General features: G+C 31.7%; 27 protein-coding genes. 16 read left to right on the forward strand and 11 right to left on the reverse strand.

The genetic code is table 11. The annotated features are described in order from the left end of the window. Positions 1-2 precede the first annotated feature (2 nt). Positions 3-1,097, reverse strand: coding sequence for a redox-regulated ATPase YchF (gene ychF / locus M9Q43_RS12410; protein ID WP_262319193.1), 1,095 nt, complete (start codon positions 1,095-1,097; stop codon positions 3-5). Positions 1,098-1,303: 206 nt separating this feature from the next. On the opposite strand from ychF, the gene M9Q43_RS12415 reads away from it, so the two are divergent. Continuing rightward, the gene (locus M9Q43_RS12415; protein WP_262319194.1) at positions 1,304-1,840 is read left to right on the forward strand and encodes a hypothetical protein; all 537 of its coding nucleotides are present in this window, start codon (positions 1,304-1,306) and stop codon (positions 1,838-1,840) included. 48 nt (positions 1,841-1,888) lie between these two features. On the opposite strand, the gene M9Q43_RS12420 is transcribed toward M9Q43_RS12415, so the two are convergent. After that, positions 1,889-2,239 carry a 4Fe-4S dicluster domain-containing protein gene (locus M9Q43_RS12420; protein WP_262319195.1) on the reverse strand — a complete coding sequence of 117 codons (351 nt, stop codon included), beginning with the start codon at positions 2,237-2,239 and terminating at the stop codon, positions 1,889-1,891. 110 nt (positions 2,240-2,349) lie between these two features. Between M9Q43_RS12420 and M9Q43_RS12425 the strand changes: the two genes are divergently transcribed. The 6 genes from M9Q43_RS12425 (at position 2,350) to M9Q43_RS12450 (ending at position 7,160) form a co-directional block, all read left to right on the forward strand. Beyond that, a complete protein-coding gene (locus tag M9Q43_RS12425) occupies positions 2,350-3,408 on the forward strand; it encodes an acyl-CoA reductase (RefSeq protein WP_262319196.1) in 1,059 nt (352 codons plus the stop codon). 232 nt (positions 3,409-3,640) lie between these two features. Then, positions 3,641-4,711 (forward strand): 3-phosphoserine/phosphohydroxythreonine transaminase, encoded by a 1,071-nt coding sequence (gene serC / locus M9Q43_RS12430; RefSeq protein WP_262319197.1) that lies wholly within the window; start codon positions 3,641-3,643, stop codon positions 4,709-4,711. Between the two features lie 50 nt (positions 4,712-4,761). Beyond that, positions 4,762-5,718, forward strand: coding sequence for a D-2-hydroxyacid dehydrogenase (locus M9Q43_RS12435; protein WP_262319198.1), 957 nt, complete (start codon positions 4,762-4,764; stop codon positions 5,716-5,718). 39 nt (positions 5,719-5,757) lie between these two features. After that, complete coding sequence (locus M9Q43_RS12440; protein WP_262319199.1) at positions 5,758-6,312, forward strand: DUF937 domain-containing protein; 555 nt, start codon at positions 5,758-5,760, stop codon at positions 6,310-6,312. An 80-nt stretch (positions 6,313-6,392) separates the two neighbouring features. Next, complete coding sequence (locus M9Q43_RS12445) at positions 6,393-6,824, forward strand: DUF6146 family protein (RefSeq protein ID WP_262319200.1); 432 nt, start codon at positions 6,393-6,395, stop codon at positions 6,822-6,824. A 3-nt stretch (positions 6,825-6,827) separates the two neighbouring features. Beyond that, positions 6,828-7,160, forward strand: coding sequence for a DUF6787 family protein (locus tag M9Q43_RS12450; protein WP_262319201.1), 333 nt, complete (start codon positions 6,828-6,830; stop codon positions 7,158-7,160). A gap of 11 nt (positions 7,161-7,171) precedes the next feature. Here the strand turns inward: M9Q43_RS12450 and M9Q43_RS12455 are convergent, their stop codons facing one another. Genes M9Q43_RS12455 through msrA form a run of 3 tightly spaced genes read right to left on the reverse strand, consistent with a single transcriptional unit; the run spans position 7,172 to position 8,742 of the window. Beyond that, positions 7,172-7,483, reverse strand: coding sequence for a hypothetical protein (locus tag M9Q43_RS12455; RefSeq protein ID WP_262319202.1), 312 nt, complete (start codon positions 7,481-7,483; stop codon positions 7,172-7,174). 47 nt (positions 7,484-7,530) lie between these two features. Next, positions 7,531-8,199, reverse strand: a complete 669-nt coding sequence (gene folE / locus M9Q43_RS12460; RefSeq protein WP_262319203.1) for a GTP cyclohydrolase I FolE — start codon at positions 8,197-8,199, stop codon at positions 7,531-7,533. A 15-nt stretch (positions 8,200-8,214) separates the two neighbouring features. After that, on the reverse strand, positions 8,215-8,742 hold the full coding sequence (msrA, locus tag M9Q43_RS12465) for a peptide-methionine (S)-S-oxide reductase MsrA (RefSeq protein WP_262319218.1): 528 nt from the start codon (positions 8,740-8,742) through the stop codon (positions 8,215-8,217). Between the two features lie 277 nt (positions 8,743-9,019). On the opposite strand from msrA, the gene M9Q43_RS12470 reads away from it, so the two are divergent. Together M9Q43_RS12470 and M9Q43_RS12475 are read left to right on the forward strand one after the other, a co-directional pair. After that, positions 9,020-9,685, forward strand: a complete 666-nt coding sequence (locus M9Q43_RS12470; protein ID WP_262319204.1) for an ABC transporter ATP-binding protein — start codon at positions 9,020-9,022, stop codon at positions 9,683-9,685. A 3-nt stretch (positions 9,686-9,688) separates the two neighbouring features. Continuing rightward, entirely contained in the window at positions 9,689-10,447 is a 759-nt protein-coding gene (locus M9Q43_RS12475; RefSeq protein WP_262319205.1) for a TIGR02757 family protein, read from the forward strand. Here M9Q43_RS12475 and M9Q43_RS12480 read toward each other — a convergent pair. Both M9Q43_RS12480 and pyrF read right to left on the reverse strand, forming a co-directional pair. Next, positions 10,444-10,839, reverse strand: coding sequence for a hypothetical protein (locus M9Q43_RS12480; protein WP_262319206.1), 396 nt, complete (start codon positions 10,837-10,839; stop codon positions 10,444-10,446). The genes M9Q43_RS12475 and M9Q43_RS12480 overlap by 4 nt on opposite strands. 112 nt (positions 10,840-10,951) lie before the next feature. Beyond that, positions 10,952-11,767: an orotidine-5'-phosphate decarboxylase gene (gene pyrF, locus M9Q43_RS12485; RefSeq protein ID WP_262319207.1), complete on the reverse strand. Its 816-nt coding sequence runs from the start codon at positions 11,765-11,767 to the stop codon at positions 10,952-10,954. 197 nt (positions 11,768-11,964) lie between these two features. Here pyrF and M9Q43_RS12490 point away from each other — a divergent pair, with 197 nt between their 5' ends. The 5 genes from M9Q43_RS12490 to M9Q43_RS12510 are packed head-to-tail and all read left to right on the forward strand — an operon-like array spanning position 11,965 to position 13,799. Then, complete coding sequence (locus M9Q43_RS12490) at positions 11,965-12,117, forward strand: lmo0937 family membrane protein (protein ID WP_262319208.1); 153 nt, start codon at positions 11,965-11,967, stop codon at positions 12,115-12,117. Positions 12,118-12,136: 19 nt separating this feature from the next. Beyond that, positions 12,137-12,406, forward strand: coding sequence for a YtxH domain-containing protein (locus M9Q43_RS12495; RefSeq protein ID WP_262319209.1), 270 nt, complete (start codon positions 12,137-12,139; stop codon positions 12,404-12,406). A 15-nt stretch (positions 12,407-12,421) separates the two neighbouring features. Next, positions 12,422-12,796, forward strand: coding sequence for a hypothetical protein (locus tag M9Q43_RS12500; protein ID WP_262319210.1), 375 nt, complete (start codon positions 12,422-12,424; stop codon positions 12,794-12,796). A 10-nt stretch (positions 12,797-12,806) separates the two neighbouring features. After that, on the forward strand, positions 12,807-13,136 hold the full coding sequence (locus M9Q43_RS12505; RefSeq protein WP_262319211.1) for a hypothetical protein: 330 nt from the start codon (positions 12,807-12,809) through the stop codon (positions 13,134-13,136). Positions 13,137-13,145: 9 nt separating this feature from the next. Further along, positions 13,146-13,799: a DUF6565 domain-containing protein gene (locus M9Q43_RS12510; RefSeq protein ID WP_262319212.1), complete on the forward strand. Its 654-nt coding sequence runs from the start codon at positions 13,146-13,148 to the stop codon at positions 13,797-13,799. 80 nt (positions 13,800-13,879) lie between these two features. On the opposite strand, the gene M9Q43_RS12515 is transcribed toward M9Q43_RS12510, so the two are convergent. Beyond that, complete coding sequence (locus M9Q43_RS12515; protein ID WP_262319219.1) at positions 13,880-16,510, reverse strand: valine--tRNA ligase; 2,631 nt, start codon at positions 16,508-16,510, stop codon at positions 13,880-13,882. Between the two features lie 196 nt (positions 16,511-16,706). Here M9Q43_RS12515 and M9Q43_RS12520 point away from each other — a divergent pair, with 196 nt between their 5' ends. Beyond that, positions 16,707-17,132, forward strand: coding sequence for a DUF1573 domain-containing protein (locus M9Q43_RS12520; RefSeq protein ID WP_262319213.1), 426 nt, complete (start codon positions 16,707-16,709; stop codon positions 17,130-17,132). 31 nt (positions 17,133-17,163) lie between these two features. Here M9Q43_RS12520 and M9Q43_RS12525 read toward each other — a convergent pair whose 3' ends face one another. The 3 genes from M9Q43_RS12525 to M9Q43_RS12535 form a co-directional block, all read right to left on the reverse strand. After that, on the reverse strand, positions 17,164-18,501 hold the full coding sequence (locus M9Q43_RS12525; RefSeq protein ID WP_262319214.1) for a PDZ domain-containing protein: 1,338 nt from the start codon (positions 18,499-18,501) through the stop codon (positions 17,164-17,166). Between the two features lie 28 nt (positions 18,502-18,529). Next, a complete protein-coding gene (locus M9Q43_RS12530) occupies positions 18,530-18,940 on the reverse strand; it encodes a DoxX family protein (protein WP_262319215.1) in 411 nt (136 codons plus the stop codon). Between the two features lie 66 nt (positions 18,941-19,006). Beyond that, positions 19,007-19,816 carry a helix-turn-helix domain-containing protein gene (locus M9Q43_RS12535; protein WP_262319216.1) on the reverse strand — a complete coding sequence of 270 codons (810 nt, stop codon included), beginning with the start codon at positions 19,814-19,816 and terminating at the stop codon, positions 19,007-19,009. A 100-nt stretch (positions 19,817-19,916) separates the two neighbouring features. Here M9Q43_RS12535 and M9Q43_RS12540 point away from each other — a divergent pair, with 100 nt between their 5' ends. Beyond that, positions 19,917-21,110 carry a pyridoxal phosphate-dependent aminotransferase gene (locus M9Q43_RS12540; RefSeq protein ID WP_262319217.1) on the forward strand — a complete coding sequence of 398 codons (1,194 nt, stop codon included), beginning with the start codon at positions 19,917-19,919 and terminating at the stop codon, positions 21,108-21,110. The last annotated feature ends 242 nt before the right edge of the window (positions 21,111-21,352 follow it).

Genomic DNA, 21,352 nt, shown 5'->3' on the forward strand with positions numbered 1-21,352 from the left:
ATTTACACATTAAATCTAAAATGCATTACATCACCATCTTTTACGATGTATTCTTTACCTTCTACTCTTAATTTTCCAGCTTCTTTTACTTTAGCTTCTGAACCGTAGTTTGAGAAATCTTCAAATGCAATAACTTCTGCACGGATGAATCCTTTTTCAAAATCGGTGTGGATTACTCCTGCTGCTTTTGGTGCTGTATCTCCAATATTGATAGTCCAAGCGCGAACTTCCTTAACACCAGCCGTGAAATACGTTTGTAATTTTAATAATTTGTAAGCTGCACGAATTAAAACTGCTGAACCTGGCTCAGTTAATCCCATATCTTCTAAGAATACTTGACGCTCTTCGTAGCTTTCTAATTCGGTAATATCGGCTTCTGCTCCTACTGAAAGAATAATTACTTCTGCTTGTTCGTCTTTTACTAATTCACGTACTTGGTCAACATATTTGTTTCCGTTTACTGCCGAAGCTTCGTCAACATTACAAACATATAAAACAGGTTTTGTGGTAATTAATTGGAATTCTTCCATCATATCCACCTCATCTTGATTTTGAGGAATTACTGTACGAGCTGATTTTCCAGCTAATAATGTTTCACGAATTCTATCTAATAACGCTTTTTCAGCTTGTGCTTCTTTATTTCCAGTTTTTGCTGCACGATTGGTTTTTTCCAAACGTTTTTCAACTGTTTCCAAATCTTTTAATTGCAATTCTATATCGATTGTTTCTTTATCGCGAATTGGATTTACATTTCCATCAACGTGCACGATATTATCGTTATCAAAACAACGTAAAACGTGAATAATTGCGTTACATTCTCTAATGTTTCCTAAGAATTGATTTCCTAAACCCTCTCCTTTACTTGCTCCTTTTACTAAACCTGCAATATCTACGATATCAACAGTTGCCATTTGAACACGCTCTGGTTTTACCAATTCCTCTAAACGAGCAATACGTGGATCTGGAACGTTTACTACACCAATATTTGGCTCAATAGTACAAAACGGAAAGTTCGCACTTTGTGCTTTAGCGTTTGACAAACAATTAAATAAAGTTGATTTTCCAACATTTGGTAATCCTACAATTCCTGCTTTCATTATGAATGTATTTTTAAAAGTGTGCAAATATAGTTTAAAAGTTGGAAAGCCACAAAGTTTGACAAAAAGCAAATTATTCAATTCAATCCGCTTTATTAGAATTTTGGAACAACTGGAAAATATGTAACAATTCTAGTTTATTGTGTAACATTAATTAAAGAGCAACTTTTACCTTTATAACTTATTAATTTTTAATACTATACATTATGAAATCAGCAATAATTGGATTACTTTTTCTATTTTCAACAAATGTGATGTTAAGTCAAAATACTAATGTTAAAGACGAAACTAAAACAACAACTACAACGGTTAAAGATTCTGAAGGAGAAAAAACATACATTAAAAAAGAAAATACAAGAGAAGTTCAGAACATAGAATTGCAAAATCAGGAACCAAAAAACATTAATATGGATTTAAAGGATTCTCCTGTAATGGTAAAAACTACCACAACAATAACTAATCCAGATGGATCGACGAGAACTGTTGATGTTGATCGTTCATCTTATTATACTTATAAAGGTAAAAAATATAATGTTGCATTAGATAGCAAAGGATATCGTATGTTATCTGAAGATAAAAAAGAAGAAGCTTTTTTAAGAAAAACAACTACTAATAGCTTTATTTACCAAAATAAAAAGAAAACTGCAATTGGGTATTTTGATGTTGATGGCAACTTAATTTTAGAAACCTACAATCCAAAAACAGATACCATATCTTTTCAAAAATATATAGTAACAAAATAAAATTATTTTTGCTTTAAAAAAAAATCCTGATTTTCATCAGGATTTTTTTTATTCATTATGTAAAAATGATTGTCTGTTTAAAAGTGTTTCTTCGCTTTCTACGTGATTATCATCAGGCACACAACAATCAACTGGACAAACGGCAGCACATTGTGGCTCTTCATGAAAACCTTTACACTCGGTACATTTTCCAGGAACAATGTAATAGATATCATCTGAAATTGGCGTTTGAGCCGCTTCAGCATCGACTTCAGTTCCATCAGGTAAAATTACTTTTCCGCTTAATTTTGTTCCATCTTTATATCTCCAATCATCAGCACCTTCATAAATTGCTGTATTTGGACATTCTGGCTCGCAAGCCCCGCAGTTGATACACTCGTCTGTTATTATAATTGCCATGTTTGCTTTTGTATTTAGAAATTAGAATTCAGAAAAACGTGATATTCTAATATTATGATTAATTTTGCGCTACAAAAATACAATGTAAACCAAACATAAACAAGTTACAAATGTTACAAATTGAAATAAAATCGAGTTTTGTTGAATTAGGGAATTTCTTACGTCAATTTTCTGAAGAAGGAAACGTTAAAGCAGCATCGGTTTTACAGAACGATTTGTTCTTTGATGACTTTGCATCTTTGATTGTACTTTCACAATCGCACAACGGTTGGTTTACACCTGAACAAGTAAAGTTTAGTGTCCAATCTTGGGCAAAAGCCTTAACCGTGGACAATCTAAATCAGTGGCTTTCGAACTATGATTTCTCAAAAATTGAACCGAAGAAAGTGGGATTAATTTTAGCAGGAAATATTCCGTTAGTGGGTTTTCATGATTTTCTTTCAGTTCTGATTTCTGGTCATGATGTATTGGTAAAAACGTCTTCAAACGACCAACATTTATTGAAATTTTTAGCAAAATATTTAATTGCGATTCAACCTGAACTTAACTCAAAAATAACGTTTGTTGAAGGAAAATTAGAAGGTTTTGATGCCGTAATTGCCACAGGAAGCAACAATACGGCTCGCTATTTTGAATATTATTTCAAAGACAAACCAAGTATCATTCGTAAAAACAGAAATTCGGTTGCCGTTTTAGACGGAACTGAAACTTTTGAAGATTTAGTAGGTTTAGGCGAAGATATTTTTAGATATTTTGGATTAGGTTGTCGTAATGTTTCGAAACTTTTTGTACCGAAAGACTACAACTTTGATAATTTCTTTAAAGCAATGTACGAATATCGTGATGTGATTCAATATGAAAAATATGCGAACAATTACGATTACAACAAAGCAGTTTTCTTGATGAGTAATTTTCAATTATTAGATAACGAGTTTTTAACGATTAAAGAAGACACGAGTTACGCCTCACCTATTTCATCTGTCTTCTATGAATTCTACGAAAATTTAGAAGAAATCACAACTCGATTGAATGCTGATGCGGAACAAATTCAATGTGTGGTTTCAAAAGACTTAATTCCAAATTCGGTTACTTTCGGGCAAACCCAACAACCAAAACTTTGGGATTATGCGGATAATGTGGACACTTTGGCATTTTTAAATAATTTGTAATATGAAAATTTCAAAAATCATCAAAATCCAAAAAGAGAAAGAAATACACAAACACGAACCCAATTTTAATTTGGAAGCAAAAGTGAATTCAAATCGAAAAACTTTAAAAAAGAAGAAATAAGATTCCGAAATCGTTTTTGTTAATAAGATCTCATAATTATTGTAGTATTTAGACCTATTTTTTATTTAAGATTTCCGAAATTTGAACTTTAAATAAATAACTACAACTACAATGAAAAAACACAACTACAGTGCAGGTCCATGTATACTTCCGCAAGAAGTATTCGAAAAATCAGCACAAGCTATTTTAGATTTCAACAACTCAGGATTATCTATTTTAGAAATTTCACACCGCAGTAAAGATTTCGTAGCCGTTATGGAAGAAGCTAGAGCTTTAGTTTTAGAGCTTTTAAACTTGGAAGGAAAAGGATACGAAGTATTATTTTTAGGTGGTGGAGCCAGTTTAGAATTTTTAATGGTGCCTTACAACTTAATGAAAGTTGACGGAAAAGCCGCTTATTTAGACACCGGAACTTGGGCAAGTGGCGCTATTAAAGAAGCCAAACATTTTGGAGAAACCGTAGTTGTAGCTTCATCAAAACCAGAAAATTACAATCATATTCCAAAAGGATATACTATTCCATCTGATGCAGATTATTTTCACTGCACTAGTAACAACACTATTTTTGGAACCCAAATGAAATCGTTTCCTGAAGTAAATATTCCATTAGTTTGCGATATGAGTTCGGATATTTTTTCTCGTGTTTTAGATTTTTCAAAACTTGATTTAATCTATGCTGGAGCTCAAAAAAACATGGGACCAGCAGGTGCAACATTGGTAGTTGTAAAAAAAGAAATCTTAGGAAAAACTGGAAGAACTATTCCTAGTATGTTAGATTACCAACAACACATTGACAAAGAAAGTATGTACAATACGCCTCCAGTATTTCCTATTTATGCGTCACTTTTAACGTTGCAATGGTTGAAAAACTTAGGTGGAATTGCCGCTATTGAAAAAATCAACGAAGCAAAAGCAAATTTACTTTACACTGAAATCGATAGAAATCCATTATTCAAAGGAGCAGCAGTCAAAGAAGACAGAAGTAACATGAATGTAACTTTCTTATTAAATGATGAAGCACATCAAGAAAAATTTGATGCTATGTGGAAAGCAGCTGGAATTTCAGGTTTACCTGGTCACCGTTCGGTTGGTGGTTATCGTGCTTCAATGTATAATGCGTTACCAATTGAGAGCGTTCAAGTTTTAGTGGATGTAATGCAAGAATTGGAAAATAAAATTTAGTAATTAGTGACTAGTAAATAGTAACTAGCGTAATAAAAATAATAAGTAAAATGAAAGTTTTAGCAAACGACGGAATTTCAAAAAGTGGTATCAAAGCTTTAGAAAAAGGAGGTTTTGAAGTAATTACTACGAAAGTGGCTCAAGAACAAGTTGCCAACTATATTAACACACACGATGTAAAAGTAATTTTGGTTCGTAGTGCTACAAAAGTTCGTAAAGATATTATCGATGCTTGTCCAGGATTAAAAATCATTGGTCGTGGTGGTGTTGGAATGGATAACATTGATGTAGCTTATGCTCGTGAAAAAGGTTTACATGTAATTAATACACCAGCTTCATCATCAGAAAGTGTAGCCGAATTGGTTTTTGCGCATTTGTTTACAGGTGTTCGTTTTTTACATGATGCCAACAGAAATATGCCTCTAGAAGGTGATACCAATTTTGACGGTTTGAAAAAAGCCTATGCCAACGGAATTGAACTTCGTGGTAAAACATTAGGAATTATTGGTTTTGGCCGTATTGGTCAAGCAGTTGCAAAAATGGCTTTAGGATTAGGAATGAAGGTAATTGCTGCCGATAAATATGTTAATGAAGCGGTAATTCGTGTGGATTTCTACAATGGACAATTTATTAATGTTGAAATTGTTACCGAATCTTTAGAAGATATCTTTAAGCATTCTGATTTTATCACATTACACGTTCCTGCACAAGATAGCTATGTAATTGACAAAGCCGAATTCCAGTTAATGAAAGAAAATGTAGGAATCGTAAATTGTGCTCGTGGCGGTGTAATTAATGAAGTAGCTTTAATTGAAGCTTTAGACGAAGGAAAGGTTTTATTTGCCGGATTAGATGTTTTTGAAAAAGAACCAACACCTGAAATTCAAATTTTAATGCATCCTAAAATTTCATTAACTCCTCATATTGGAGCTGCAACAGAAGAAGCTCAAGATAGAATTGGCACAGAACTTGCAGAGCAGATTATCAGTTTATTAAAAAATAACTAAAAATTTAATATCTTTAACTGAACAAAAACTCTATAAATTATGTTTGATCAACTCTCAGAATTAGTAAAACAATTTGGTGGTGAAGCTGTCGTAAACAATCCAGCTGTGCCAAATGAACAAAATGATGCCGTAATGCAAGAAGCTGGAGGTTCAATCCTTTCGGGTTTAAAAGATATGGTTGCAAGTGGAAACATTAGTGATTTAACTGGAATGCTAACTGGAAAAACACCAATTGATGGAAACAATCCAGTGGTAAAACAATTAACAGAAAAAGTAACTGGAAATTTAGGTGAAAAATTTGGTTTATCATCTGATGCTGCAGGAAGCGTTGCTGGTGGATTGATTCCACAAATTTTAGGTGGATTACTTAACAAAGCTAAAGATCCAAACCAACCTGGATTTAACATGAACGATTTAGTAAGTGCTATTTCTGGTGGTAAGGGCGGTGGATTAATGGACGCAGTTACTAAATATGGAGGTCAATTTGGTTTAGACCAAAATAACGACGGAAAAGTTGATATGAGTGATGCTATGTCTGCCGTAACCAAAAAAGGTGGATTAGGCGGTTTACTTGGAAAACTTTTTGGAAAATAAAATTTCTATCACAAATATCTAAAAGCATCGATACTCTCGATGCTTTTTTTTATCTTTATACTTTCTAAATAACAAAAGATATGAAATCAATTGTTGTACTATTATTTGCAGTCTTTTCAATACTTGTGGCTTGTAATTCATCAAAAACTCAAAAAAAATTTGATGATAATCCAAAACTGGATAGCGATACTATTCGTATATCAAACAAAGAAATTGAATATGATGTTATTATTATTGATGGTGGATTTACATCTTGGTTTAATACTTATGCAAAACCAAGAAGTTTTTACACACAATCGTATTTAGAAGCAAGAAATAGAGTTTGGGTTTTAGAATGGAACAGAAGGGCAATGTTACCTTCTCAGTACAACCCAAATTTATATGAAATGACAATTAATTATGAAACCAATGTTGATTATGGACACGAAGTAAATTATATGATTTACAACTATTTAGTCTATTTTCAGCTTACAAACAAACAACAATTAGGCGGTTTTGTTCCAAGAATTTAACTTATGAAAAAACTTAAACTACGCTGGAATGTTTCTTCAAACTGGCAATTAACCATTATTTTTATTGTATTTGCAATTACAGGCTTTAGTTCATTACAATTAGCTAAACCTTTTTTAACTTTAATAGGTATACCCGAAACATTTCAACCGCATTGGTTATATAGAGTTTTGAGATTAGTCCTAATTTTTCCAATTTATCAAGTATTATTAGTGTTTGTAGGTTTTGTTTTTGGACAATTCAACTTTTTTTGGGAATTTGAAAAGAAAATGTTAGACCGAATGAAATTAGGTTTCATTTCTAAATATGTAGATTCTAAACTAAAAAAGGAGCAATAAAGCTCCTTTTTCTATTCTTGTCCTTTGCCTCCTTTAATAACATAGGTGTAAAACCAAGTTATCGTAAATGTTGGTATGAAATCAATAAACGGAACTAATTCTTCAATAAAGCCAAAAACACCGGCTAATTTTCCAATAGTTCCTTTGTACATTGTTATTAATAATATTCCCGAAATTGGTGCCCAAACTAAATCAGTTACTTCTGCAAAAACAGGAACCAAATAAGACAACATCCCTATTCCATCAAACAATAAACTCAAAATTAATTTTGAAGTTTTATCACTCTTTACAGGTTGAACTGGATTATTTACTATTTCTGTCATTTTATATTTTATAAATTCTATTACGAATATACAAAACAAATGCCAAATTATTCTTTGTGAATCATTTTATAAAAATCATCACGAAATTCCTTCTGATTAAAAAAGCCGCCATACTGTAAAGTTGAAGTATAACTACTCTCATCTTTAATACCTCTACTCGATACACACAAGTGTGTTGCTTCAACCACAATCATAACATTATCTGTTTCTAAAACCGATTTCAATTCGTTGAAAATTTGCATAATCATTCGCTCTTGAACTTGTGGTCTTCGTGCATAATAATCAACAATTCGATTTAATTTTGATAAACCAATTACTTTTCCGGAAGAAACATAACCAATATGGGCTTTTCCAACAATAGGTAAAAAGTGATGCTCGCAAGTTGAATTAAAACTAATATTCGCTTCCACCAACATTTTATCATACTTATACGAATTATCAAAAACCGAAATCTTTGGTTTGTTCGCAGGATTTAATCCCGAAAAAATTTCCTGAACAAACATTTTTGCCACACGATGCGGTGTTCCTTGCAAACTATCATCTGTTAAATCTAAACCTAATTCTTTCATGATGATTTCAAAATGGTGTTCAATAACCTCCATTTTTTCTGCATCCGATTTTACAAAAGCATCAGCTCTTAAAGGTGTTTCGGCTGAAGTCATTTGGTGATTGTCGCCAATAATGTCAAATATTTCTTTTTCAATAGTAGTATTCATAGCAATTCTTCCCTTCTATTTTAATTTTGATTTATAATATTTGCGTAACTTTTCTAATTTTGGTGCAATCACCATTTGACAATAACCTTGACTTGAATTCTGATTGTAATAATTTTGATGATAATCTTCTGCAGGATAAAATACGGTTGCCGAAGACACTTTTGTTACCACTTTTTTATCGTATAGTTTTTCTTTTTCAATTAGCGAAATGTAATTTTCTGCTTTTTCTTTTTGTTCCAAAGAATGATAGAAAACTTCACTTCTGTATTGAGTTCCCACATCGGCACCTTGACGATTTAAAGTAGTTGGATCGTGCGTTGCAAAAAATATTTCCAATAAATCTTCATAGGCAACTTCAGCTGGATTAAATGTTATCTGAATTGCTTCTGCATGTCCGGTTGTTCCTGTACAAATAGCTGCGTAAGTTGGATTTTTGGTCGAACCACCAATGTATCCAGAAACGACCTTATCTACTCCTTTAATATCTAAAAACACTGCTTCTGTACACCAAAAACATCCTCCGGCAAATGTTGCTATTTCCATACCTTCTGCTACTTTTAATTTAATTGGTTCTTTGAATTCTTCTTTAACAACAGGTTTTTCTTTTGCAGTGCAAGCACTAAAAACCAAAGACAAAATTAATGATAACCCTTTAATACTATTCTTCATGATTTTTTGGTTATTTTGTTTAACAAATGTAATAAATAATTAAACATAAAATAGGTTTTAACTAAACTTTATACTTTGATTTACGACAATAGACAGCGAATAGTTTTTTTATTAGTCAAAAATCTTTGTTTCTTTGTACAAATCTTGGATTATGATACTAGCAAAAAATCTACATAAATATTACGATGCTCTACACGTTTTAAAAGGCGTTGACTTGCACATTAAAAAAGGAGAAATCGTTTCAATTGTTGGTGCTTCTGGTGCCGGAAAAACAACTTTATTGCAGATTTTAGGCACATTAGACCTTCCTAAAAAAGAAAACAATACCGTTTTAGAAATTAATGGAGAATCGGTGCTGAACTTGAACGATAAAAACTTATCAAAATTTAGAAACACCCATTTGGGTTTCATATTTCAGTTTCATCAATTGTTACCCGAATTTACTGCTTTAGAAAATGTTTGTATTCCAGGATTTATAGCCAATCGCGATAAAAAAGAAGTGGAAACCGAAGCCAAACGTTTATTATCTTATTTAGGTTTAGCCGAAAGAACACATCACAAACCAAGTGAACTTTCGGGCGGAGAACAACAACGTGTTGCGGTTGCAAGAGCTTTAATTAACAAGCCAGCGGTTATTTTTGCCGATGAACCTTCGGGGAATTTAGATACAACAACAGCTGAAAATTTACACGAATTGTTTTTTAAATTGCGTGATGAATTTGGGCAAACCTTTGTAATTGTAACCCATAACGAAGAATTGGCAAACATGGCCGATAGAAAACTGACTATGGTGGATGGGAATATTGTATCGATTTAAAATATGAATCGTTCCGAGTTAAAAGAATTTCTTGACGAGAAAGTCGAATTTTACAACAATCTAAATTTCATTGAAAGCGATCCGATTCAGATTCCGCATTTGTATTCTGTAAAAGAAGATATTGAAATTGCTGGGTTTCTTGCAGCAACAATTGCTTGGGGAAATCGCAAAATGATTATCAACAATGCAAAAAAAATGATGGATTTGATGGGAAATTCGCCTTACGATTTCGTCATGAGTCATTCAGAAATACAATTGGAATCGTTAGAAAATTTCGTTCATCGCACTTTTAATGGGCAAGATTTTGTTGGATTCGTAAAAGGTTTACAACACATTTACCAAAATCATAACGGATTAGAAGCGGTTTTTTCGAGAGAAAATCCAACAATGCAACACACCATTTCCGAATTTAAACAATTGTTTTTTGAAGCACCACATTTGGCACGAACTGAAAAACACATTTCAGACCCATTGAATGGTTCGGCAGCGAAACGCATTAATATGTATTTGCGTTGGATGATTCGTAAAGATAACAAAGGAGTCGATTTAGGCATTTGGAATAGCATTTCTCCTGCTCTGCTTTCTTGTCCGTTGGATGTACATTCGGGCAATGTGGCAAGGAAATTAGAATTGCTAAGTCGCAAACAAAACGATGCTAAAGCTTTAGCTGAATTGGACGAAAATTTAAGAAAGTTAGATTCGAATGACCCAGTCAAATATGATTTTGCATTATTTGGTTTAGGCGTTTTTGAAGGGTTTTAGTTTTTATTTAAGAATTTAGCAATTGATTTGCAATTGGTTATCAAAACATATCCAATAAGCAAATTCAAAAACTTAATTCCTGTCCAAAAATAATTCGACTCATAGTTTGAAAAAGGAGAATTTGAAATTCTCAACTTAAATTCGTTGATTAAATCCATCAATAAATTTGGAAAACTACTTATAATCATAAAACCGCCAATTAATATAATTGAAAATTTATATAATGAATCGATATTCAAATTTCCAATGATTATGTGGTCGTCATCAAAAGATTTTGTCAATTTTAATTTATCAATAATAAAATCGGTTTTGTATAATAAGAATACAAACAATGCAATCAGAAGTAAAATTGAACTAATTATGATAAAAAAATACCAAAAATCATCTTTCATAAAATAAAAGTTTGAGAAATTTTGTGGAATAAATGAAAATAATGAAAGAACTAATGAATATAATCCAAATATCTTTATTACTAATCTAAAAAAATCTCTCTTTGTCATATTATTAATCTAAAATTTGAGCCATTTCTTGTTGCAGTTTCAATGCTTCTTCCCTTGCTTTTTCAGCAAAATCTGTTCCGTTTGAAGCATAGATAATACCTCGTGACGAATTGATTAAAAGTCCAATATTTTCGCTCATTCCGTATTTACAAACTTCTGCTAAACTTCCGCCTTGAGCGCCAACTCCTGGAACCAATAAAAAACTATGGGGTACAATTTTTCTAATTTCGGTAAAATATTCTGCTTTAGTAGCTCCTACAACATACATCAGATTTTCAGCATTTTTCCATGATTTTGAGGTTTCTAAAACTTCTTTGTACAATTCTTTACCTTCAGAATTATTTTTTGTTTGAAAATCAAAAGCGCCTTCGTTTGAAGTTAAAGCCAATAAAATCGTGTGCTTATTTTCAAAAGCTAAAAAAGGCTCAACAGAATCTTTTCCCATATAAGGTGCTACCGTAACCGAATCGAAGTTTAAATCTTCAAAAAAAGCTTTGGCATACATGCTTGAAGTATTTCCAATATCGCCACGTTTTGCGTCGGCAATTGTAAAAATTTCAGGATAGTTTTCGTTGATATAAGTAATTGTTTTTTGTAACGATTGCCAACCTTTTATGCCATAAGCTTCATAAAACGCTGTGTTTGGTTTGTAAGAAACACACAAATCGTGAGTTGCATCGATAATTGCTTTGTTGAATTCAAAAATTGGATCTTCCGTTTGTAATAAATGTTGAGGGATTTTTGTTAAATCAACATCTAAACCAATACAAAGAAAAGATTTTTTGGAATGAATCTGAGCCGTTAGTTGTTGTGTAGTCAAAACAGTTGTTGTTTAGTTGTTTGGCAAATTTAGTCTAAAGTTTTGGAAACTCAAAGCATCGTTATTTATTAAAAGTGGGAAATATGTAACATTTAATTAGCGTAATGTAACACAAAATGATTCAATAGATTACACCTTTGTAGTATTCAAAATAGGATAAAGAATTTATCTTATAAATAACTCTAAAACATAAATATATGTCAAATTTATTATATACCATAGCTATAGTGCTTGTTATTCTTTGGGCATTAGGATTTTTTGTCTACAGTGCAGGCTCATTAATCCATATTTTATTAGTAATCGCAGTGATTGCAATTCTATTTAGATTAATCAAAGGAAGAGAAATATAAATCATTAAAAAATAATAATATGAAAAATTCAGATGTTGTTGTAGGAATATTAGGCGGATTAGCTGTTGGTGCAATATTAGGCGTTTTGTTTGCTCCAGATAAAGGAAGTAATACAAGAAGAAAAATTGCTGAAAAAGGAACCGATTTAAAGGATAACTTAAAAGGAAATTTTAATGATTTTGTGGCTTCAATCGAAGATCAATATTCAAACTTTACTTCAAATGCAGAAGATGTTATTGAAGAAGGAAAATCAAAATTAGAACGAATGAGTAACGATATTTCGAGATAATTAACAAGAATTACAATGGAAAACATAGCTTCTAATGTAGAACTACTTTATAAAAAAGCAGAACAGTATTCTAAAACTAGTTTAGAATTACTAAAACTACATACTATTGAAAAAACTTCAGATGTAATTTCATCTTTAACTGTAGTGATTTCAATTTCAATTATAGTAGGAATGTTTACCTTGTTTGTTAATATCGGAATCAGTTTTTTTATTGGTAATCTTTTAGGAAATAATGCTTTAGGTTTTTTTATTGTCTCTGGATTTTATTTGATCTTAGGAATAGTAGTTTTTATATTCCGAAAAAGTTTAATCAAAATTCCTATTGATAATTTAATCGTTTCTAAATTACTGAAAGAGAAAAAACTTTCAAATGACTTAGAAAAGTCTTAAATATTTGAACATGAAAACACTAAAACAAACCGATATTCTCGATAATAAAATTGCAGCATTAAAAGCAAAGCGTGACAACGAATTCTCAGAACTCAAAGCACAATATTTTGTTGTCCAAAATAGTATTACTGTTTTTAATCTTGTAGAACAAGGCGTTTCTGAATTTTACAAGACAGCAACTAATAAAAACAATTTATTTACAACTATTACAAGTATTGTTGGTGGCTATTTATCTAACAAAATGGTTGTTGGAGATTCGAAAAATACATTTAAAAAAATTATAGGTTATGGTGTTCAATTTGCGGTGACCAAATTACTTTCAAAAATTACTAACAAATAAACAATCAAAATGAAAAATTTTAAATTTTTACTTATTGCCGTTTTATCGGGATTTACATTAATTTCTTGTAAAAACGAAAAACAAACTCAAGCTGAAAAAGCTGTAGCAGATTATGAAATGTTTGTAGATTCTATTAACAATGTAAATGCAGCTGATTTAAAATCAGATTGGGATAGCATTGAAAATGATCACCAAAGAAGAAAATTTGCTGCTGAAAGTGCTTTACAAGACTTAGAAAATCGTGAAGAATATGAAGGAAAAATCATGGTTTCAAGTGATAAATATGAAGTTTACAAAAATAGTTATTTAGCACAACAACCAAAAACAGTAACAAAATCAGCAGTTAGAACAGCTCTTTTTGGAACAAATGATATCGGTGACGATATGGGCTTTAGTTGGGTAAACAAAACCAATATTTTAAGTGTATATGAAAACTTTGTTTCTACAGTAGAAAAAAACAAAGATGCCTACTCAAGAGAAGATTGGGATGAAATCAAATTATTATATGAAGCATTAGATACAAGAAAAAATACAGTAGAAACCGAAGGTTTATCAAGTTCTGATAATAGTAAAATTGCTGGATTAAAAATAAAATTTGCTCCAATGTATACCTTGAATAGAATGGGTTCTAAAGCAGAAGAAAATTCCAACGCTAAAGAATAAGTTAATTATTGATTCAAAAAAAGATGCCAAACTATTTATTTAGTTTGGCATCTTTTGTATACAATTAATCCCAAGAAAAACTATTTCAAACCAGCTAAACTTTGCTCAATCATTGCGATTTTTGCTAAAGCGTCGGCTTCTTTTTTGCGTTCGTTGGCAATTACTTGTTCGGGTGCGCCGGCTACGAATTTCTCGTTAGATAATTTCCCTTGTACTGAGCGTAAGAACCCTTTGATGTAGTTTAACTCTTCGGTTAATTTTGCAATTTCAGCTTCCACATCGATGTTTCCTGTAATTGGAATAAAATATTCATTCGATTTCACACGGTACGACAACGCGCCATCTACTTTATCTGAAACGTATGCTAAAGTAGCAACATTTCCTAACTTCTGAATTACTGAATCAAAATATGTTGACGCTTTTTCGTTGTTAACGACTTTTAATTCCATCACATCTTTAAACGGAATGTTTTTGTCTTTACGAATGGTTCTAATTCCAGAAATTACTTCCGTTGCGAAATCAAAATCAGCAATTAATTTTGCGTCAAACGCTTTTGCTTTTGGCCACTCACCTACTATCAACGCTTGTTCTGGCGTTCTTTCGGCAATATGATGCCAAATTTCCTCTGTTAAAAACGGCATGAAAGGATGTAACAATTTCAAGTTGTTTTCTAACATTTCAATTGCTTTGTCAAACGTAGCGCGGTCGATTGGTTGTTGGTAACCTGGTTTTATCATTTCTAAGAACCACGAACAAAAATCGTCCCAAACCAATTTGTAAATCGCCATTAACGCATCGGATAAACGGTATTTATCAAAATTATCTTCAATTTCGGCTAAGGTTTGTTGCAACTTCGTTTCGTACCATTCAATAGCTACTTTTGATGCTTCTGGTTGCGCAATATCCGCTACTTCCCAACCTTTGATTAGTTTGAAAGCATTCCAAATTTTATTAGAGAAACCTTTTCCTTGGTTGCATAATTCTTCGTCGAATAAAATATCATTTCCTGCCGAAGCACTCAATAATAATCCAACACGAACACCATCAGCACCAAATTTTTCAATTAGTCCAAGCGGTTCAGGGGAATTCCCTAATGATTTCGACATTTTACGACCTTGTTTGTCGCGCACCAATCCCGTTAAATATACGTTTGAAAATGGTTTTTCGTCTGCATATTCATAACCTGCAATAATCATACGCGCTACCCAGAAGAATAAAATATCGGGTCCCGTAACTAAATCATTTGTTGGATAATAGTATTTAAAATCTTCGCTTTCTGGATTTAAAACACCACCAAAAACCGCCATTGGCCATAACCATGATGAGAACCAAGTATCAAGTGCGTCAGCATCTTGTTTTAAGTCAGAAGCTTGAAGCTGTGTATTTCCTGTTCTTACTTTTGCAAGCTCAAGGGCTTTTTCGATGTTTTCTGCTACTACGAAATCTTCTTTTCCGTCACCAAAATAATACGCCGGGATTTGTTGTCCCCACCACAATTGACGTGAAATATTCCAATCGCGAATATTGTTTAACCAATGCGCATACGTATTGTTAAAACGGCTTGGATATAATTTGATTTCGTCTGATTCTAAAACCGCTTTGATAGCAGGTTTTACTAATTCTTCCATACTTAAGAACCATTGATCTGATAATCTTGGTTCGATTACTGCTTTGGTTCTTTCAGAAGTTCCTACTTTATTTAAATGTGTTTCGGTTTTTGCTAACGCTCCTATAGTTTCTAATTCTTTCGAAATTTCTTCACGAACCACAAATCTGTCTTTTCCTTGATAATGCAATCCGAAAGAATTCAAAGTCGCATCTTCGTTGAAAATATCGATAATTTCTAGATTGTGTTTATCACCTAAAACTTTATCGTTAGTATCGTGAGCAGGCGTTACTTTTAAACAACCTGTACCAAATTCTACATCAACATATTCGTCTTCGATAATAGGAATAACTCTACCACAAATTGGAATAATCGCTTTTTTACCTTTTAAATGCGAAAAACGTTCATCATTTGGATTGATACAAATAGCAGTATCACCAAAAATAGTTTCAGGACGAGTCGTTGCCACGGTTAAGAAATCTTCCGAACCTTCAATTTTATATTTGATGAAATATAGTTTTCCTTGACGTTCTTCAAAGATTACTTCTTCATCAGATAACGTAGTTTTTGCTTCTGGATCCCAGTTTACCATTCGGTAACCGCGATAAATCAACCCTTTGTTGTATAAATCTACAAATGAGTGAATTACTGAAGCTGACATGTCGTCATCCATCGTAAACTTTGTACGACTCCAATCGCAAGAACAACCCAATTGTTTTAATTGCTCTAAGATGGTTCCACCATATTTATCGGTCCATTCCCAAGCGTGTTTTAGGAATTCTTCGCGTGTTAAATCGTTTTTATTGATGCCTTCTTCTTTTAACTTCGCTACTACTTTAGCTTCGGTTGCGATAGAGGCATGGTCTGTTCCTGGCACCCAGCAAGCGTTGAACCCTTTTAAACGCGCACGACGAATTAATACATCTTGAATGGTGTTATTCAACATGTGTCCCATATGCAAGACTCCCGTTACGTTTGGTGGCGGAATTACAATAGTGTACGGCGTTCTGTGGTCGGGTTTGGATGTAAAATAATCATTTTTCATCCAGTAGTCGTACCACTTTTGTTCTACTTCTTTAGCGTTGAATTGTGCAGGAATCATTATATTTTTTCTTGTTTAATTGTTGAATCATTGAATTGTTTGACAATTCGTTTTAACATTCCAAAACTTACTTTGGTATGTTTTTTGTATTACTTACTGCAAAAGTAACTATATCACGAAAATAAAAAAAATGTTAGGAGTAGTTTGTTGGTTGCTTTTATTTAATTAATTTTACAACAACCTATTAATTTATAAGATGATGAAAAAATTACTTGTTTATTTAACTGTATTCGTTGGAATGGTATCATTTGCTCAAACTGGCCCAAAGATTGAGTTTAAAGAAGAGACCATTAACTATGGAGAAGTAGAAAAAGGAAAAGATGATGGAATTCGTATTTTTGAATTTACAAATACAGGTGATCAACCTTTAAATATTATCAATGCAAAATCAAGTTGTGGTTGTACTGTGCCTGAATGGCCAAAAGAACCAATCGTTCCAGGAGGAAAAGGACAAATTAAAGTGCAGTATAATATGAATCCTGGTCCGATTAGTAAAACTATTACAGTTGAAACTAATGCGGTAAATAAAACAAATGGTATGGTTCCGTTACGAATTAAAGGAACGGTAATTGTTAAAGAAGAAGTTAGTCCACTAGTAAAAAAGAAAACGTTTCCAAACTCATAAATAAAAAGTCCCAATTTAGTTGGGACTTTTTTTATAGTATTTTTTCTAAACGAAATTCAAAATCAATTTTCTTTCCATCACGTTCAATTGTAATTTTTATAAGCTTCCCTTCTTCAGATTGAAACAAATTTGTTATTGACTGAATTGAAAGGTACTTAGATGATTTATTATTAATTTTAATTATTTTGTCACCTTCTAGAATACCAGCTTTTGCAGCTGGCGAATTTTCTCTAACCGTATATATTTCAAAAATTGGCTTTAGCTCATATTTATAATTAAACTTTAAATTTGAATTTTCAAATACAAACTCATTCGCATTAATTGTCATTGTTGGTGAATCATTTCTAATTTCTTCTTTTTCCCATTTTGATCCAGAATGCTGCACTTCTATCCCTGACATATTGTATTCAAATGGTAAATCAAAAAGGTCATTTTTTTTAAAGTAAAACGTTTGACTTTCATAGTCTAAAAACCAATTAAATCGTTTTATAATTTCTCCACCTAATGAACCATTTCTACTTTTTAAAACCTTTAATTGGTCAAAATATTTAATTTCGGGATAGGAAACCAGGACATTATTTAATGAATTATTTTGAATTGAAAGTTCTTTAATTCTTGCCTTTTTACCTTTAATATCACCCGATAATCCTCTACCTAAAAAATCTGTGAAATGAATTTTACCACATTGAATCGTATCATTTTCAAACAACCATAAACCATCTCCTAGACCAGTATCAAATAAAAGATTAAGATTCTGCTCTTTACTATCAATTGTAGTTTTTAGCGTAAAATATGGTTTGTTTTCAATAATTGCTACTTCAGATTTAGAATATTTTTTTTTAACTTTAATCAGTTTAATATCTTTGTTTTTGTGAATAGTAAGTATTTTTCTTTGATAGTCTATTTCAACTAAATATTTTTTAAAGAAAGAACTTCCTAAAATTCCATTGATGGGAATTCCTAGTTTATTTACTATACTAATTTCGTGATTACTTACATAAACCACTTCAAAATTATAATCATAATATTGATTAACTTTTAAAGCATTATTTTGAGACAGATAGCCAACAACATTTTCCGTTATTCCAACACCTGAAATTACTATTCTTTCCGCTTTGTTTATGTATAATGAATCATTTTCAGGAACACTAAAGATCATATTTTTTGCAGCGCCAGTATCGACAATCATTTTTAATTGAGTACCATTAAACTGTACGTCAACAATAATCAAATTATGAGTTAGCTCGAAAGGAATTTTTATTTTATCTTTTTTATAAGTCCAATTATTTTGTGAATAGCAAACATTTGTCAGTGAAATAGCTGCCATATTAATGAATAAAACAAGTATTTTAAATGTTTTAAATTTCAAAATAATTTTATTTAAAAAATGAATAATCTTACACCTTTAATGATTCTAATTTATTATTTCGTTCTTTTATTGCCACAAGCAAAACTTGAAATAAGACAAATATCAAAAGGAAATTAAATTCAATCCCATTAGCTCCGCCGCCAACTACATACCAACCAGATTCATAATGAACCAAAATAATTCCAGCTATTAGAATAAAGATAGTGAGAATAATTGGTACAATTAACCATCGATTAAAAATTAATAAAATTGCTAAAACCAAATGCGATAACTTAATTAACCAAGCCACATATATTCCGAAAGGATAAAAACCTATAACATCTAAATACTGAGTTCCAAAATCATTAACACCGCCATTAAACATTCCAGGAACGCTATGCATAATAAAGATAACCGCTAAGCTTATTCTTATCCAAAAAAGTGTGCTATTAATTTTCATATAAACAAAATTTAATTTTTACAAAAGTATCAGGCATTTATCCTTGAAAATTGTAAAAATCCGACATTAGCTATTTGTATTGTAAATAAACGAATTGCTTTCGTTACCAAGTTGGTTGTTCTTTTTAAATTCTAATGGAGTACAACCCGCAAATTCATTGAAATTTTTAATCAGATGAGATTGATCGGCAAAACCTAAATCATACGCAATTTGAGTAAAATTAGCTTCTTTATCATTTGAAATTAAGTCTAAAGCTTTTTCAAAACGCGATAATCGGCTGAAGTTTTTATAGGTAATTCCTACTTCTGTCTTAAATTTTCGTTGAAATTGTCGCTCAGAAATTTTAAACTCTTTTAGCAAAACTGTAAAATCATTTGCATCATGAATACCTTTTTTAGACAAAATAAAATCGCTAAAAAAATCGACATGCTTTTTCTGAATCTTATCAAAAAAATAATTAGAAAGCACTAAAACTCTTTCTTCATGACTTTTTGCATCTTTTAATTTTAAAGGCAAAATAGTTTTTTCAATATCAAAAAAATCAGGCGTTTTATCAACAAGATCGACCGAATTAATTCCCCAAATTTTATATAAAGCATTTGGATAAAAACTTACACCAAAATGAGAAAATGATTCATACCAAAAAGCCTCTGTTGGTTTTGTATCAAGACCACTTAAATAACAACTTGGCATTTTATTTCCGTCCGAAATTATGGGTTCAAAATTATCAATATCTTGAAAAATAAGTCTTGGATATTTATCAGCAAAACTCTTTATAACTAATTTATTAGCGCTTGGCGCGGATGCATTGTAACTCCAAAAATAACGTACAATTTGTTTTAATTCTTTTGGCACAGGATATTGCTTATATTCCATTTTTATAATTCAGATACTCAAAATTAACATTTTTTAATAGGCTTTACTATTAATATCACAAAAAAAAATCGCAATTTTGTGCATCTTTAAAAAACAAATCATGCCAAAAGTTTCCGTTAAAGGGCAACAAATGCCAGAATCTCCGATTAGAAAATTGGTTCCTTATGCCGAAATTGCTAAGAAAAAAGGACATAAAGTATATCATTTAAATATAGGGCAACCTGATATTAAAACTCCAGAAGTTGCACTACAAGCTGTAAAAAATGCCGATATTACAGTTTTAGAATATAGTCATTCTGCTGGTTTTGAAAGCTATAGAAACAAACTTTCGCAATACTACAAAAATCATGGTTTACCAATAGAAACACAAGATATTATCATTACAACTGGTGGTTCAGAAGCTTTGCTTTTTGCTATGGGAAGCACAATGGACTCAGATGATGAAATTATTATTCCTGAACCGTTTTATGCCAATTATAATGGGTTTTCGACTGCTTCTGGTGTAAAAGTAGTTCCGGTTATTTCAGGAATTGAAACTGGTTTTGCTTTGCCTCCAATTGAAGCTTTTGAAAAATTAATTACACCAAAAACAAAAGCCATTTTAATTTGTAACCCTGGAAATCCGACTGGTTATTTATATTCTAAAGAAGAGATTTTAAAACTAGCTGAAATCGTAAAAAAACACGATTTATTTTTAATCGCTGACGAAGTGTATCGTGAATTTATTTATGATGGTGAAAAACACTTTTCAGTAATGAATGTTCCTGGATTAGAAGAACATGCAATCATGATTGATTCGGTTTCAAAACGTTACAGTATGTGTGGCGCTAGAATTGGTTGTATTGTTTCTAAAAACGCAGAAGTAATGGCAACCGCTATGAAATTTGCTCAAGCACGTTTGAGTCCACCAACATATGCTCAAATTGCTAGTGAAGCTGCTTTAGAAACACCTCAAAGTTATTTTGATGATGTAATTTCTGAATACAAAGACCGAAGAGATACATTAATTGCAGAATTACAAAAAATTGAAGGGGTAACAGTTGCTACTCCAAAAGGAGCTTTTTATTGTATCGCAAAATTACCTATTGACAACGCCGATAAATTTGCACAATGGTTATTAGAATCTTATGATTTTAATGGAGAAACTGTAATGGTTGCTCCTGCTGCCGGATTTTATTCAACACCAAATGTTGGTTTAGATGAAGTGCGTATAGCCTACGTTTTAAAGAAAGCAGACTTGATTAAATCGGTTCAAATTCTGAAAGAAGCAATCGCAGTTTACAACAAAAAATAATTAAGATTTTTCTTTTTTTATAAAGCCCATCATTCGGGCTTTTTTTATGGCTTGTTCCCGCTGTCCGTTTCAATCTACTATTATGAGCTTGTTATTCAAATCTCACAATAGTAGGATTTTCACTACCATCGGGGCTAAACTCAAACTTTCGGCATAAAAAAAGCGGTACTAATCAAGTACCGCTTTTAAAAACCAAATTTCTCTTATCTTTTCATTGAAAAATGCGCTTTAAATTGTTTTGC

Origin of the sequence: Flavobacterium odoriferum (assembly GCF_025499515.1) — a bacterium.
GTDB classification, from domain to species: Bacteria; Bacteroidota; Bacteroidia; order Flavobacteriales; family Flavobacteriaceae; genus Flavobacterium; species Flavobacterium odoriferum.